The 13,967-nt window shown below is 69.1% G+C and carries 15 protein-coding genes; 6 read left to right on the plus strand and 9 right to left on the minus strand.

Going from position 1 to position 13,967, the window contains the following annotated elements; all coding sequences use genetic code 11:
- Positions 1-39 precede the first annotated feature (39 nt).
- Positions 40-381 (plus strand): thioredoxin, encoded by a 342-nt coding sequence (trxA, locus tag ACIA5F_RS01060; protein ID WP_399347759.1) that lies wholly within the window; start codon positions 40-42, stop codon positions 379-381.
- Between the two features lie 70 nt (positions 382-451).
- On the opposite strand, the gene ACIA5F_RS01065 is transcribed toward trxA, so the two are convergent.
- The 9 genes from ACIA5F_RS01065 to rpmH form a co-directional block, all read right to left on the minus strand.
- Positions 452-1,069, minus strand: coding sequence for a GNAT family N-acetyltransferase (locus ACIA5F_RS01065; protein ID WP_399347761.1), 618 nt, complete (start codon positions 1,067-1,069; stop codon positions 452-454).
- A gap of 103 nt (positions 1,070-1,172) precedes the next feature.
- Entirely contained in the window at positions 1,173-2,249 is a 1,077-nt protein-coding gene (locus tag ACIA5F_RS01070) for a ParB/RepB/Spo0J family partition protein (RefSeq protein ID WP_399347763.1), read from the minus strand.
- Positions 2,246-3,331, minus strand: coding sequence for a ParA family protein (locus ACIA5F_RS01075; protein ID WP_399347765.1), 1,086 nt, complete (start codon positions 3,329-3,331; stop codon positions 2,246-2,248). Before ACIA5F_RS01075 ends, ACIA5F_RS01070 begins: the two co-directional genes overlap by 4 nt.
- A 265-nt stretch (positions 3,332-3,596) precedes the next feature.
- Positions 3,597-4,313, minus strand: coding sequence for a 16S rRNA (guanine(527)-N(7))-methyltransferase RsmG (gene rsmG, locus ACIA5F_RS01080; protein WP_399347767.1), 717 nt, complete (start codon positions 4,311-4,313; stop codon positions 3,597-3,599).
- 141 nt (positions 4,314-4,454) lie between these two features.
- Positions 4,455-4,964, minus strand: coding sequence for a protein jag (locus ACIA5F_RS01085; RefSeq protein ID WP_399347769.1), 510 nt, complete (start codon positions 4,962-4,964; stop codon positions 4,455-4,457).
- Positions 4,965-4,979: 15 nt separating this feature from the next.
- Positions 4,980-6,086 (minus strand): membrane protein insertase YidC, encoded by a 1,107-nt coding sequence (yidC, locus tag ACIA5F_RS01090; protein WP_399347771.1) that lies wholly within the window; start codon positions 6,084-6,086, stop codon positions 4,980-4,982.
- Positions 6,087-6,089: 3 nt separating this feature from the next.
- Entirely contained in the window at positions 6,090-6,371 is a 282-nt protein-coding gene (gene yidD, locus ACIA5F_RS01095; protein WP_078904056.1) for a membrane protein insertion efficiency factor YidD, read from the minus strand.
- Entirely contained in the window at positions 6,368-6,742 is a 375-nt protein-coding gene (rnpA, locus tag ACIA5F_RS01100) for a ribonuclease P protein component (RefSeq protein WP_399347774.1), read from the minus strand. Before rnpA ends, yidD begins: the two co-directional genes overlap by 4 nt.
- A gap of 21 nt (positions 6,743-6,763) precedes the next feature.
- Positions 6,764-6,901, minus strand: coding sequence for a 50S ribosomal protein L34 (gene rpmH / locus ACIA5F_RS01105; protein WP_008741645.1), 138 nt, complete (start codon positions 6,899-6,901; stop codon positions 6,764-6,766).
- Positions 6,902-7,263: 362 nt separating this feature from the next.
- Between rpmH and dnaA the strand changes: the two genes are divergently transcribed.
- From dnaA to ACIA5F_RS01130, 5 genes are all read left to right on the plus strand, one after another.
- Entirely contained in the window at positions 7,264-8,985 is a 1,722-nt protein-coding gene (dnaA, locus tag ACIA5F_RS01110) for a chromosomal replication initiator protein DnaA (protein ID WP_399347775.1), read from the plus strand.
- Positions 8,986-9,842: 857 nt separating this feature from the next.
- Positions 9,843-10,973, plus strand: a complete 1,131-nt coding sequence (dnaN, locus tag ACIA5F_RS01115; RefSeq protein WP_399347777.1) for a DNA polymerase III subunit beta — start codon at positions 9,843-9,845, stop codon at positions 10,971-10,973.
- A gap of 177 nt (positions 10,974-11,150) precedes the next feature.
- Positions 11,151-12,026: a phosphogluconate dehydrogenase (NAD(+)-dependent, decarboxylating) gene (gnd, locus tag ACIA5F_RS01120; protein ID WP_399347779.1), complete on the plus strand. Its 876-nt coding sequence runs from the start codon at positions 11,151-11,153 to the stop codon at positions 12,024-12,026.
- 62 nt (positions 12,027-12,088) lie between these two features.
- Positions 12,089-13,234: a DNA replication/repair protein RecF gene (recF, locus tag ACIA5F_RS01125; RefSeq protein ID WP_399347781.1), complete on the plus strand. Its 1,146-nt coding sequence runs from the start codon at positions 12,089-12,091 to the stop codon at positions 13,232-13,234.
- On the plus strand, positions 13,231-13,812 hold the full coding sequence (locus ACIA5F_RS01130; protein ID WP_399347783.1) for a DUF721 domain-containing protein: 582 nt from the start codon (positions 13,231-13,233) through the stop codon (positions 13,810-13,812). Before recF ends, ACIA5F_RS01130 begins: the two co-directional genes overlap by 4 nt.
- The last annotated feature ends 155 nt before the right edge of the window (positions 13,813-13,967 follow it).

A 13,967-nucleotide genomic window follows, 5' to 3' on the forward strand; every position in this document is an offset into this window, starting at 1 on the left:
CCGCACCACACACCCCGCAGGAACAAGAAGGAGGCCGCTGTGGCCGGCACCCTGAAGAACGTGACAGACAAAGACTTCGACGAGAAGGTCCTCCAGAGCGACAAGCCCGTCCTGGTGGACTTCTGGGCCGCCTGGTGCGGCCCGTGCCGCCAGATCGCCCCGTCTCTTGAGGCCATCGCGAAGGAGTACGGCGACCAGATCGAGATCGTCAAGCTCAACATTGACGAGAACCCGGCCACGGCCGCCAAGTACGGCGTCATGTCCATTCCGACGCTCAACGTCTACCAGGGCGGCGAGGTCGCCAAGACCATCGTCGGTGCCAAGCCCAAGGCCGCCATCCTGCGCGACCTCGACGGCTTCATCGAGGTCAAGACCGCCTGACAGCAGCAATGTTTCACGTGAAACGGGGCCGCTCCCTCTGACGAGGGGACGGCCCCGTTCTCATGTCCGCTCACAGCGGGCGCAGCACCGGCTCCTTGCGGGCCCCGCCCAACAGCCGGTCCAGAGCCAGCTCCACGTCTTCCTTCCATGACACCGCCGACCGCAAATCCAGCCGCAACCGTGGGTGCACGGGATGCGGCCGGACCGTCTTGAAGCCCACGGCCAGCAGATGGTCCGCCGGAAGCAGACAGGCCGGCCCCTCCCACCGCGCGTCCCCGAACGCCTCGATCGCCCGGAACCCCCGCCGCAGCACATCCTTCGCCACCGTCTGGACCATCACCCGCCCCAGGCCCTGCCCCTGGTAGCCCGGCGCGATCCATGCCGTGATCAGCTGCACCGCGTCCGGCGACACCGGACTCGTCGGGAACGCCGTGGCCCTCGGCACGTACGCCGGTGGCGCGTACAGCACGAATCCCACCGGAACCTCGTCCACGTAGACCACCCGCCCGCACGAACCCCACTCCAGCAGGACGGCGGAGATCCACGCCTCCTTGTCCAGCGCCGGAGTACCCGCCTTCACGGCGGCCTCACCACGGACCGGGTCCAGTTCCCAGAACACACAGGACCGGCAACGCCGGGGCAGATCCTTGAGGTTGTCCAGCGTGAGCGGTACCAGCCGACGACCCATGACCGCATCGTATCCACTGCCCGAATCAGCCGAAACCGCAGCACGGCAAAGGGCGGGCCGTACCGGTTCCCACCGGTACGGCCCGCCCTCGGCAGACCGGGGATCACTCCCCGGGAACGCCCGGCTCCAGTACCCGGCCCTCACCCGGCGCCAGCGTCCCCAGAATCCGCTCCAGATCGTCCATCGACGCGAACTCGACCGTGATCTTGCCCTTCTTCTGGCCCAGATCCACCTTCACCCGGGTCTCGAACCGGTCCGACAGCCGCGTCGCCAGCTCACTGAGCGCCGGAGCCACCCGGGCACCCGCCCGCGGGCCCCTCGGCTTCACCCCGCTCGACGACTGCGAACCCAGCAGCGTCACGATCTCCTCGACCGCACGCACCGACAACCCCTCGGCCACGATCCGGTGGGCCAGCCGGTCCTGCTCCCCGGAGTCCTCCACCGACAGCAACGCCCTCGCGTGCCCCGCCGACAGCACCCCGGCCGCCACCCGGCGCTGTACCGAAGGCGACAGCCTCAGCAGCCTGAGCGTGTTCGACACCTGCGGACGCGAACGCCCGATCCGGTCCGCCAGCTGATCGTGTGTGCAGCTGAAGTCCCGCAGCAGCTGATCGTAGGCCGCAGCCTCCTCCAGCGGATTCAACTGTGCCCGGTGCAGGTTCTCCAGCAGCGCGTCCAGCAGCAACTTGTCGTCGCCCGTGGCCCGGATGATCGCCGGAATGAACTCCAGCCCGGCCTCCCGGCAGGCCCGCCAGCGGCGCTCGCCCATGATCAGTTCATAACGGCTCGCAGCCGCCTGCCGCACCACCACGGGCTGAAGCAGGCCGACCTCCTTGATCGAGGCCACCAGCTCCGCCAGCGCGTCCGCGTCGAACACCTCACGCGGCTGCCGCGGGTTCGGTGTGATCGCGTCGATCGGAAGCTCCGCGAAAGCCGCTCCCGCCGCGCCCGACCCGGCCACGGCCGTCGGCTCTCCCGCCGAGGCCGGTGTTTCACGTGAAACATCGGCCTGAGCCAGCGCAGCGAGCTTCGCCGCTGTCGTCCCACGCTCCGACGTCAGCGTCGGCACCGCCGACGGAGACGTCGACCCCGCGCCGATCGCCGATGTCGCCCTCTCCTGCGGAGCTGCGGGAATCAGCGCACCGAGCCCCCGTCCCAGCCCCCTGCGTCGCTCGCTCACTGGATCCCCTCCACCGCACTCTGCGTGCTGTTCATGCCCGCGCCCAGATGGACGTGACGGGCGTCGTACTCCATCCCGACCCCTCGGAACGCGATCTCCCGCGCCGCCTCCAGATAGGAGAGGGAACCACTGGAACCCGGGTCATACGTGAGCACCGTCTGCCCGTAGCTCGGCGCCTCCGAGATACGCACCGACCTCGGGATGCTCGTCCGCAGCACCTCCTTGCCGAAGTGGCTGCGCACCTCCTCCGCCACCTGCGAGGCCAGCCGGGTCCTGCCGTCGTACATCGTCAGCAGGATCGTCGACACATGCAGCGACGGATTCAGATGAGCCCGCACCAGATCGACATTGCGCAACAGCTGCCCCAGCCCCTCCAGTGCGTAGTACTCGCACTGGATCGGGATCAGCACCTCCGCACCGGCGACCATCGCGTTCACGGTCAGCAGGCCCAGCGAGGGCGGGCAGTCGATCAGGATGTAGTCGAGCGGCTGCTCGTACGCCTGGATCGCCCTCTGGAGCCGGCTCTCCCGTGCCACCAGCGACACCAGCTCGATCTCCGCACCCGCAAGATCGATCGTGGCCGGAGCGCAGAACAGCCCCTCCACGTCCACCACCGGCTGGACGACCTCCAGCAACGGCCGGCTGTCCACGAGAACGTCGTAGATCGACGGCACATCCGCATGGTGGTCGATACCCAGCGCCGTGGACGCGTTGCCCTGCGGGTCGAGGTCGATCACCAGGACCCGGGCGCCGTTCAGGGCCAGTGACGCCGCCAGATTCACGGTCGTCGTGGTCTTGCCCACGCCGCCCTTCTGGTTGGCGACCACCATGACCCGGGTCTGCCCCGGCCGGGGCAGCCTTCCACCGGAACGCCCCGGCCCAGCCGCGTACGGATGGGCCGGCCGGCCGATGGGTTCGTTGTCCACCAGGGGCGGAGACGATGTTTCACGTGAAACATCCTCGCCCGGTGATTCGGATCGGGGACCGGGGACCGGATCGGCCATCGGCCCCGCGAGGTTGGCTTCGGACCGCACGGTGTCACTCTCCTCGGCATCAGGCTCGCGATGAACAGAGCCTGCCATGGCGCCCGGGCCACGAACCAGCGGGGCCCGTACTTCTGTGGATGAATCCCCCGTTGTGGACAACTCCGTCCCCCCCAAGGGCCTACGCGGCCGGGGGGACGCAGCCGCACGACCGCGGCTGATGATTCCGTGCAGCAGAGAGCGACGTTTCACGTGAAACACGATGCCCGGACGGAGACAGCAGGCCGCTACGACACTCCGAAATCCGTACCTATAGGACCCGACCCACCCAGAACTCCGCCATCCGCCAGAAGATCCCGGAAGATCAGCGACGTCGGCGCGTACGGCTCACCCGGGCCGCCTTGGCCCGCTTGGCCGCGAACCTCACCCCACCGGGGCTCTCCCCGACCTCGACGCGCACCACCGTCGACAGCGGATCGACCACGCCCTCGCCCACGTGCAGCACCGAGGTCTTCACCACACCGAGCTTCGTCAGCGCGGCCTTCGCCGCCACCAGCTCCTCATCGGCGGTGTCGCCCTTCAGCGCCAGCATCTCCCCGTACGGACGCAGCAGCGGCACACCCCAGCCCGCCAGCCGGTCCAGCGGAGCCACCGCGCGCGCCGTCACCACATGCACGGGCTGCAGCTTGCCGAGAACCTCTTCGGCCCGCCCACGCACCACCGTGACATGGTCCAGTCCGAGCAGCTCCACGACTTCCTGAAGGAAGTTCGTCCGCCGCAGCAGCGGTTCCAGCAATGTGATCTTCAGGTCCCGCCGGACCAGGGCCAGCGGGATACCGGGCAGGCCCGCGCCCGAGCCCACGTCGCACACGGTGACGCCTTGGGGCACCACCTCCGAGAGCACCGCGCAGTTCAGCAGGTGCCGCTCCCACAACCGCGGCACCTCACGCGGCCCGATCAGGCCCCGCTCGACTCCCGCGTCCGCGAGCAGCTCCGCGTACCGCACAGCTTCCGGGAAAAACTCACCGAACACCGCACGCGCCTCTTCAGGCGCCGGGGGAAGCTCCGCTGCCTCCGTCACGGGGACCGTCCTTCCGTACCGCACTGTTTCGAAACTGGCTGGAGCCCCGTCGTCCTCAGGAACGTCGCACCCCCACGGCCAGGCTGACAAACTTCGGCCCCGTCTGCGACACAGACGGGGCCGAACACTCGTGTCTTCCGGTCAGGCCGGGAGCACAACGACGAAGCGCTGCGGCTCTTCACCCTCGGACTCGCTCCGCAGACCGGCCGCCGCCACCGCGTCGTGGACGACCTTCCGCTCGAACGGGGTCATCGGCGCCAGCTCCATCGGCTCGCCCGACTCCTTCACGTCAGCCGCCGCCTGCGCACCGAGCGCCGCCAGCTCCTCACGCTTCTTCGCCCGGAACCCGGCGATGTCCAGCATCAGCCGGCTGCGGTCCCCGGTCTCCCGGTGCACCGCGAGGCGGGTCAGCTCCTGAAGAGCCTCCAGGACCTCGCCGTCGCGGCCCACGAGCTTCTGCAGGTCACGGCCGGAGTCGCTGACGATGGACACTGCGGCCCGGTCGGCCTCGACGTCCATGTCGATGTCGCCGTCCAGGTCGGCGATGTCCAGCAGACCCTCAAGGTAGTCGGCCGCGATCTCCCCCTCCTGCTCGAGGCGGGTCAGGGTGTCGCCGCCCTCAGCGGCAGTGGTGGTGGTGCCTTCCGTCACGGGAGAGACTCCTTCTTACTTCTTGGGAGAGGGCTTGCTGGGCGTCTGACGCTGCGACTTCGACTGCCGCTTCGGCTGCTGCCGCTTCGCGGCACTGCCGCTGCTCGCCGCGTCCGAGTCGGCCGTGGCCTCAGAACTCTTGATCACAGAGCCGTCCGCCTGCGCGGCCATACCCTGCTTCGTCAGCGCGGTGATGAACTTGCGCTCGTTGTCGTTACGGTCCGGTCCCTTGGCCACGATCGCCGCGACGATCTTCTTCCGGCCCCGGCCCTTGACGTCACCGTGCGAGCTGACGCGCTTCAGCAGACGGGTCAGGTACTGGTCCTGCGCCGTGCTGCCCGGCGTCGGGTTCTGGCTGATCACGTACATCTGCTGGCCCATGGTCCACACGTTGGTGGTCAGCCAGTAGACGAGGACACCGACGGGGAAGTTGACACCCATGACGGCGAAGATGACGGGGAAGATGTACATCAGCATCTTCTGCTGCTGCATGAACGGCGTCTTGACCGAGAGGTCGACGTTCTTCTGCATCAGCTGGCGCTGCGTGTAGAACTGCGACAGCGACATCAGGATGATCATGATGGCGGTCACGATGCGCACATCGGTGATCGAGGCGTTCAGGCCGGCGACCTTCTCGGCGCTGTCCGTGAACTTCGCCGCCAGCGGGGCACCGAAGATGTGCGCCTGACGCGCGCTCTCCAGCAGCGACTGGTTGATCACACCGATGGTCTTGCCGCTCGCGATGGACGAGAGCACGTGGTAGAGCGCGAAGAAGAACGGGGACTGCGCCAGGATGGGAAGGCACGAGGAGAGCGGGTTGGTACCCGTCTCCTTGTACAGCTTCATCATCTCTTCGGACTGACGCTGCTTGTCGTTCTTGTAGCGCTCCTGGATCACCTTCATCTTCGGCTGGAGCGCCTGCATGCCCCGTGTCGCCTTGATCTGCTTCACGAAGAGCGGGATCAGACAGATACGGATCAAGATCACCAGGGACACGATGGACAGGCCCCAGGCCCACCCACTGTCCGCTCCGAAGACCGCGCCGTACAGCTTGTGGAACTGAACGATGATCCACGAGACGGGTGTGGTGATAAAGCTGAACAGACTGGCAATCGTGTCCACTAATCAGGCTCCTTGAGCATTGCGAGATCTACGCAACGCACTGCGCAGCTGCTCGTGCCAACGCGGGCGTTTACGGGGTGGGACATGGTCCACACCACCCGGGGACCACGGATTGCACCGCAGAATCCGCCAGGCGGTCAGAACCGTCCCCTTCACCGCACCATGCCGGTCGATGGCCGCGTACCCGTAGTGCGAGCACGACGGGTAGTAGCGGCACACCGGCCCGAGCAGCGGACTGATCGTCCACTGGTACAGCTTGATCAAAGCGAGCAGCGGGTACTTCATCGAGCTACGCCTCCCAGAAGCCGCGCCAGAGCGGCATCCAGGTCCCGGGCCAGTTCGTCGGGACCGGCGTCACCCGCTCCGGGCAGGGCACGTACCACCACCAGGCTACCGGCGGGCAACTGGGAGAGCCGTTCGCGCACGAGATGGCGCAGACGGCGCTTCACCCGGTTACGGACGACGGCGATGCCGACAGCCTTGCTGACGACGAAACCCGCACGCGTCGAGGGATCGATCTCCCCCGGCTCGTGCGGGTCCGTTGCACCGCGTGTACGTAGATGGACGACGAGGAGCGGGCGACCAGCCCGACGACCTCGGCGTACCGCGCTCGCGAAGTCCTCGCGCCGCCTCAGCCGATGATCGGGAGACAGCACGACGTCACGACCTGCGCGCGGTTACGCGGAAAGGGCGGCGCGGCCCTTGCCACGACGGTTCGCGAGGATCGCGCGACCGGCACGGGTACGCATCCGCAGGCGGAAGCCGTGGGTCTTGGCACGACGGCGGTTGTTCGGCTGGAAGGTGCGCTTGCTCACTCGGGGGCTCCAGAGAATGAATCGTTGTGGCGGGACATCGCCTGGCTGTCACCGTGCGCCCACGAGGAAACTCGCGTGTACGCCCGAGTGGCACCGCTAAATGATCACGACTAGTGACCTTCGCCCATCGGTAGGCAGGCGGCAGCAGCCATCGACAACTCGACCTCGTTACGGTACGCGCGGCTACGCCATCCGGTCAAACCGAGTCGATGCGGCCCCACACTGTGCACAGGCTGTGGACAACGACTTGAACCGTACCCGCCGCCCTGACTACCGTTGTCTGATCCCGGATTTTTGTCCCGACCGTCCCAAAGAACCACACATTCGTGGGACCCCCACCCCCCTGTGAGAGAGCGTGCTCTGTGGCTGACGTACCTGCCGATCTTGCCGCAGTGTGGCCAAGGGTGCTCGAAAAGCTCCTCGGGGAGGGACAGCAGGGCATCGAGCCCAAGGACAAGCAGTGGGTCGAACGCTGCCAGCCCCTGGCCCTCGTCGCCGACACCGCACTGCTCGCCGTCCCCAACGAGTGGGGCAAGCGGGTCCTCGAAGGCCGGCTCGCCCCGCTGATCAGCGACGCGCTCAGCCGGGAGTGCGGCCGTCCCATCCGGATCGCCATCACCGTCGACGACTCCGCCGGCGAACCCTCGCCCCCGGCCCCGCCCGGCCCGCAACGCGACGCGTACGAGCCCTACGGCGGCCAGCGCGGCGACGACGACCAGCTCCCCACCGCCCGCCCCGCCTACCCGGACTACCAGCAGCCGCGCTCCGAGCCCGGCGGCTGGCCCCGCGGCGGCCAGCAGGACGACTACGGCTGGCAGCAGCCCCGCCTCGGCGGCTTCCCCGAGCGCGACCCGTACGCCTCCCCGCAGCCGGGCTACCTCCAGCAGCCCGAGCCCTCCGGCTACGACCAGGGTTCGTACGAACAGCAGAAGTACGAGCAGTCCCCGTACGAACCCCAGCACTACGAGCAGCCCGCGCCGCGCCAGCCCACCGGCCGGCCCGCGCCGCCCCCGGCCCCGTCCGGCGGTTCCACCTCCGGGCCGCTGGAGCCGACCGCCCGGCTGAACCCCAAGTACCTCTTCGACACCTTCGTCATCGGGGCTTCCAACCGCTTCGCGCACGCCGCCGCGGTGGCCGTCGCCGAGGCGCCCGCGAAGGCGTACAACCCCCTCTTCATCTACGGGGAGTCCGGACTCGGCAAGACGCACCTGCTGCACGCCATCGGGCACTACGCGCGGAGCCTCTACCCCGGCACCCGCGTGCGGTACGTGAGCTCGGAGGAGTTCACCAACGAGTTCATCAACTCCATCCGCGACGGCAAGGGCGACGCCTTCCGCAAGCGGTACCGCGAGATGGACATCCTGCTCGTCGACGACATCCAGTTCCTCGCGAGCAAGGAGTCGACGCAGGAGGAGTTCTTCCACACCTTCAACACGCTCCACAACGCCAACAAGCAGATCGTGCTCTCCTCCGACCGGCCGCCCAAGCAGCTCGTCACCCTGGAGGACCGGCTCCGCAACCGCTTCGAGTGGGGCCTGATCACCGACGTCCAGCCGCCCGAGCTGGAGACCCGCATCGCGATCCTGCGCAAGAAGGCCGTCCAGGAGCAGCTCAACGCCCCTCCGGAGGTCCTGGAGTTCATCGCCTCCCGGATCTCGCGCAACATCCGCGAGCTGGAAGGGGCGCTGATCCGGGTCACGGCCTTCGCCAGCCTCAACCGGCAGCCGGTCGACCTGGGGCTGACCGAGGACGTCCTCAAGAACCTCATCCCGGGCGGCGAGGACAGCGCCCCCGAGATCACCGCGTCCGACATCATGGCCGCCACCGCCGACTACTTCGGCCTCACGGTGGACGACCTGTGCGGCTCCTCGCGCAGCCGGGTCCTGGTCACCGCGCGGCAGATCGCCATGTACCTGTGCCGGGAGCTCACCGACCTCTCCCTGCCCAAGATCGGGGCCCAGTTCGGCGGGCGGGACCACACCACGGTCATGCACGCGGACCGCAAGATCCGGGCGCTGATGGCCGAACGGCGCTCCATCTACAACCAGGTCACGGAGCTCACCAACCGCATCAAGAACGCCTGAGCGGGCTCCTCAGGAGCCGCGTCAGGGCCCCTTCACGCACGTTCAGAGGGCGCTCCCGGACCGCAACGGGGGCGCCCTTCTTCGTCCGCGCGCCCCTGACCTGTTCGAATACGCCCCCCAGACCCGAAGTTGTCCACAGATTCGCCGACTTTCTTCCGTCCACACCCTGGGGACGGTCTCCGTCATCCACAATCTGTCCACAGGCAAGGCGGGTGATTCGCCATCAGGGCAGTTCAGGCCCCTGTGGAATTGTGAGCATCCTCTGTCCACAGGCTGTGGACAGAGGAGGTGCGCACAGGGCGGTCCGCAGCTCTGTCCACCGTCGACCCACAGGTTCCCGGATGCTGTGCACAGGATCCGATGACTTCTCCACACCGTTGTCCACTGTTCGGCAACATCGGGCCCTCTGTCACCGCCCCGAGTGAAAGCGGTCACACGGAGGTGGACGTTTGGGCTGTGGACTACTGGGGAAAAGCTGGGGACACACCTGTGGAGTAGTCCGGGTCACCTGGGGACAGCCTGTGCAGAACTTTTTGTTCTCCACAGACCCACTGAGTTATCCACCGGCTCCACCCACAGGCCCGGTGGATAAAAAACGGGGTCTGACCTGCGAAAATGGGGTTATCCACTGTATCCACAGCCCCTACTACTACCTCCATAGATAGAGAGCCCGGAATCGGTTTTCAAGCAGGTCCTGTGCACAACTCGGCGGTCGGCCTCCCCGACACCTCGCTCCCGACTTGACCTCCGGCCGCACCGACTGTCGGCGCCGTACGTCAGACTGGTCACCGGCATCGAGTCATCGAGCCGACGACGAAGGCCGGCAGACGAGCGAGCAACAGCAGGAGGCGGTTCCGGTGAAGATCCGGGTGGAGCGCGACGTACTCGCGGAGGCGGTGGCCTGGGCTGCTCGTAGCCTCCCGGCCCGGCCGCCGGTGCCCGTTCTCGCGGGACTGCTGCTGAAGGCCGAGGAGAGCACGCTGTCCCTCTCCGGCTTCGACTACGAGGTCTCGGCCCGTGTCTCCGTCGAGGCCGACGTCGAGGAGGACGGCACCGTCCTGGTCTCCGGCCGGCTGCTCGCCGACATCTGCCGCGCCCTGCCCAACCGCCCGGTGGAGATTTCCACGGACGGTGTGCGGGCCGTCGTGGTCTGCGGTTCCTCCCGGTTCACCCTCCACACGCTGCCGGTGGAGGAGTACCCCGCGCTGCCGCAGATGCCGACCGCGACCGGGACCGTCCCGGGTGAGGTCTTCGCCTCCGCCGCCGCCCAGGTCGCCATCGCCGCCGGCCGCGACGACACGCTTCCCGTGCTCACCGGTGTCCGCATCGAGATCGAGGGCGACCGCGTCACCCTCGCCTCCACCGACCGCTACCGCTTCGCGGTCCGCGAGTTCCTCTGGAAGCCGGAGAACCCGGACGCCTCCGCCGTGGCCCTGGTGCCCGCGAAGACGCTCCTGGACACCGCCAAGTCGCTCACCAGCGGTGACACGGTCACCCTCGCCCTGTCGGGCTCCGGCGCCGGTGAAGGTCTGATCGGCTTCGAGGGCGCGGGCCGCCGTACCACCACCCGCCTGCTCGAAGGCGACCTGCCGAAGTACCGCACGCTCTTCCCGACGGAGTTCAACTCCATCGCGGTGATCGAGACCGCCCCGTTCGTCGAGGCCGTCAAGCGCGTGGCCCTCGTCGCCGAGCGCAACACCCCGGTCCGTCTCAGCTTCGAGCAGGGCGTCCTGATCCTGGAAGCCGGTTCCAGCGACGACGCACAGGCTGTGGAGCGCGTGGACGCGATCCTGGAGGGCGACGACATCTCGATCGCCTTCAACCCGACCTTCCTGCTGGACGGCCTGAGCGCGATCGACTCGCCGGCCGCGCAGCTCAGCTTCACCACCTCCACCAAGCCCGCGCTGCTCAGCGGGCGCCCGGCGGTGGACGCCGAAGCGGACGAGGCATACAAGTACCTGATCATGCCGGTGCGTCTGTCCGGTTGATTCTTCGCAGGTCAGGCCCGGTCCCGCTGCCCGCAGGACCGGGCCTGACCGCGTCCCGGCCGCACCGCGCCCGTGGGGCCGGGCGGCGCGGCCGGGCGTAGGCTCGGGGCCGAGGGGTGTCCCCGGGAAGCGGGGAAACCCCGGCACAGACGGCCACAACGCTTAAGGAACCACCTGATGGAGCTTGGTCTCGTCGGTCTCGGCAAGATGGGCGGCAACATGCGCGAGCGCATCCGCCGCGCAGGCCACACCGTCATCGGATACGACCGCAACCCGGACCTCGCCGATGTCCACAGCCTGCGGGAACTCGTGGACGGCCTGCAGGCCCCCCGCGTGGTGTGGGTGATGGTCCCGGCGGGCGCGGCGACCCAGTCCACCGTCGACGAGCTCGCCGAGCTGCTCTCGCCCGGTGACATCGTCGTCGACGGCGGGAACTCGCGCTGGACCGACGACGAGAAGCACGCCGAGGAGCTGGCGGCCAAGGGCATCGGCTTCGTCGACTGCGGCGTCTCCGGCGGCGTGTGGGGCCTGGAGAACGGCTACGCGCTCATGTACGGCGGCTCCACGGAGGACGTCGCCCGGGTCCAGCCGGTCTTCGACGCGCTCAAGCCCGAGGGCGAGTTCGGCGCCGTGCACGCGGGCAAGGTCGGCGCGGGCCACTTCGCGAAGATGGTTCACAACGGCATCGAGTACGCCATGATGCAGGCGTACGCCGAGGGCTGGGAGCTCCTGGAGAAGGTGGACTCGGTCACCGACGTCCGCGAGGTCTTCCGCTCCTGGCAGGAGGGGACGGTCATCCGTTCCTGGCTGCTGGACCTGGCCGTGAACGCCCTCGACGAGGACGAGCACCTGGAGCGGCTGCGCGGCTACGCGCAGGACTCGGGCGAGGGCCGCTGGACGGTGGAGGCGGCGATCGACAACGCCGTGCCGCTGCCCGCGATCACCGCCTCGCTGTTCGCGCGGTTCGCCTCGCGCCAGGACGACTCCCCGCAGATGAAGATGATCGCCGCGCTGCGCAACCAGTTCGGTGGCCACGCGGTGGAGAAGAAGTAGCCGTCGTCACGGCTCCACAGCACCACGCAGAGCAGTAGGAAGCCGGGGGAGGTCGGCGCTGTATGCATGTCTCGCATCTCTCGTTGGCCGACTTCCGCTCGTACGTCCGGGCCGAGGTTCCCCTCGACCCGGGCGTGACGGCTTTCGTGGGCCCCAACGGGCAGGGGAAGACCAATCTCGTCGAGGCGATCGGCTATCTGGCGACCCTGGGCAGTCACCGGGTCTCCTCCGACGCCCCGCTGGTGCGGATGGGCGCGGAACGGGCGATCGTCCGCGCGGCCGTCATCCAGGACCAGCGCCACCAGCTGATCGAGCTGGAGCTGAACCCGGGGCGGGCCAACCGTGCCCGGATCAACCGGTCCTCGCAGGTCAGGCCCCGGGACGTGCTGGGGATCGTCCGGACGGTGCTGTTCGCGCCGGAGGACCTGGCCCTGGTGAAGGGCGATCCGGGCGAGCGGCGCCGGTTCCTGGACGAGCTGGTCACGGCGCGTTCGCCGCGGATGGCGGGGGTCCGTTCGGACTACGAGCGGGTGCTGAAGCAGCGCAACACCCTGCTGAAGTCGGCGGCGATGGCGCGACGCCACGGCGGCCGGTCGATGGACCTGTCGACGCTGGACGTGTGGGACCAGCACCTGGCCCGTACCGGTGCCGAGCTGCTGGCGCGGCGGCTGGACCTGATCGCGACGCTGCTGCCGCTGGCGGACAAGGCGTACGAGCAGCTCGCGCCCGGCGGCGGCCCGCTGGGGATGGCCTACCGGTCCTCGGCGGGCGAGGCCGGCGAGAGCGTGGACAGCGGTGCGGCGCGGACGCGGGAGGCGCTGTACGAGGTGCTCCTCGCGGCCCTGTCGGAGGTGCGCAAGCAGGAGATCGAGCGGGGCGTGACCTTGGTGGGCCCGCACCGGGACGACGTGCTGCTGCGGCTGGGGGAGCTGCCGGCGAAGGGGTACGCGAGCCACGGGGAGTCCTGGTCGTACGCGCTGGCGCTGCGGCTGGCCTCGTACGAGCTGCTGCGCTCGGAGGGTTCCGAGCCGGTGCTCGTCCTGGACGACGTCTTCGCCGAGCTGGACGCGCGGCGCCGGGAGCGGCTGGCGGAGCTGGTGGCTCCGGGCGAGCAGGTGCTCGTGACGGCGGCGGTGGGCGAGGACGTCCCGGGCGTGCTGACGGGGACGAGGTTCGGGGTGTCCGGCGGTGAGGTGACCCGGTTGTGAGCGAACGGCGCAAGGAGCCGCCGGCGGCGGACGGGCCGGGTGGGGCGCGTGAGCCGGGCGGGAGCGGTGAGCCGCGCAAGGCGCCGGAGCCCTCCGGGGTGGATCTGGCGCGGCAGGCGCTGGCGGCGGCGCGGGAGCAGGCGCGGGCCCGGGGCACGGCGCCGGGCGGGAAGAGGCGTCACCAGCAGCCGGGGCTGCGTTCGGGTGCCCGTGCGGACGGCCGGGACCCGATGCCGCTGATGGCGGCGCTGGACCGGTTGCGGACGGAGCGCGGCTGGGAGATGCCGATGGCGGTGGCGGGTGTGATGGAGCGCTGGCCCGAGATCGTCGGTCCGGAGATCGCGGCGCACTGCGTGCCGGAGCGGTACGAGGACCGTGAGCTGGTGGTGCGGTGCGATTCCTCGGCGTGGGCGGCGCAGCTGAAGCTGCTGGCCCCGCAGCTGGTGGCGCGGCTCAACGCGGACCTGGGGCAGGGCACGGTGCGGTTGATCAAGGTGCAGGGGCCGGGCGGACGGCCGAAGAGCTACGGGGCGTGGCGGGCGCCGGGGAGCACGGGTCCGGGCGACACGTACGGATGAGCCGCGGGGCGGGCGCGGTGGCCCCTCCGTCCCGGCCGTGAGGGTGTCCGGCCGCGGCCGCGGCCGGTCGTGGGCGGGGCCCCGGGCGGGGTGTCGGCGGGCCGGTGGTGCCTGGTCGCGGGTGGTGTCCCTCACGGTAGCGGGAAGTTGACAGG

This window comes from Streptomyces sp. NPDC051567, from assembly GCF_044454165.1.
GTDB lineage: Bacteria > Actinomycetota > Actinomycetes > Streptomycetales > Streptomycetaceae > Streptomyces.

Coding starts and splice junctions, on each gene's coding strand:
- recF (WP_399347781.1), top strand. CDS start 12,089: ATGCATGTCTCGCATCTCTCGTTGGCCGACTTCCGCTCGTACGTCCGG.
- yidD (WP_078904056.1), bottom strand. CDS start 6,371: ATGAAGTACCCGCTGCTCGCTTTGATCAAGCTGTACCAGTGGACGATC.
- gnd (WP_399347779.1), top strand. CDS start 11,151: ATGGAGCTTGGTCTCGTCGGTCTCGGCAAGATGGGCGGCAACATGCGC.
- ACIA5F_RS01065 (WP_399347761.1), bottom strand. CDS start 1,069: ATGGGTCGTCGGCTGGTACCGCTCACGCTGGACAACCTCAAGGATCTG.
- ACIA5F_RS01075 (WP_399347765.1), bottom strand. CDS start 3,331: ATGGCAGGCTCTGTTCATCGCGAGCCTGATGCCGAGGAGAGTGACACC.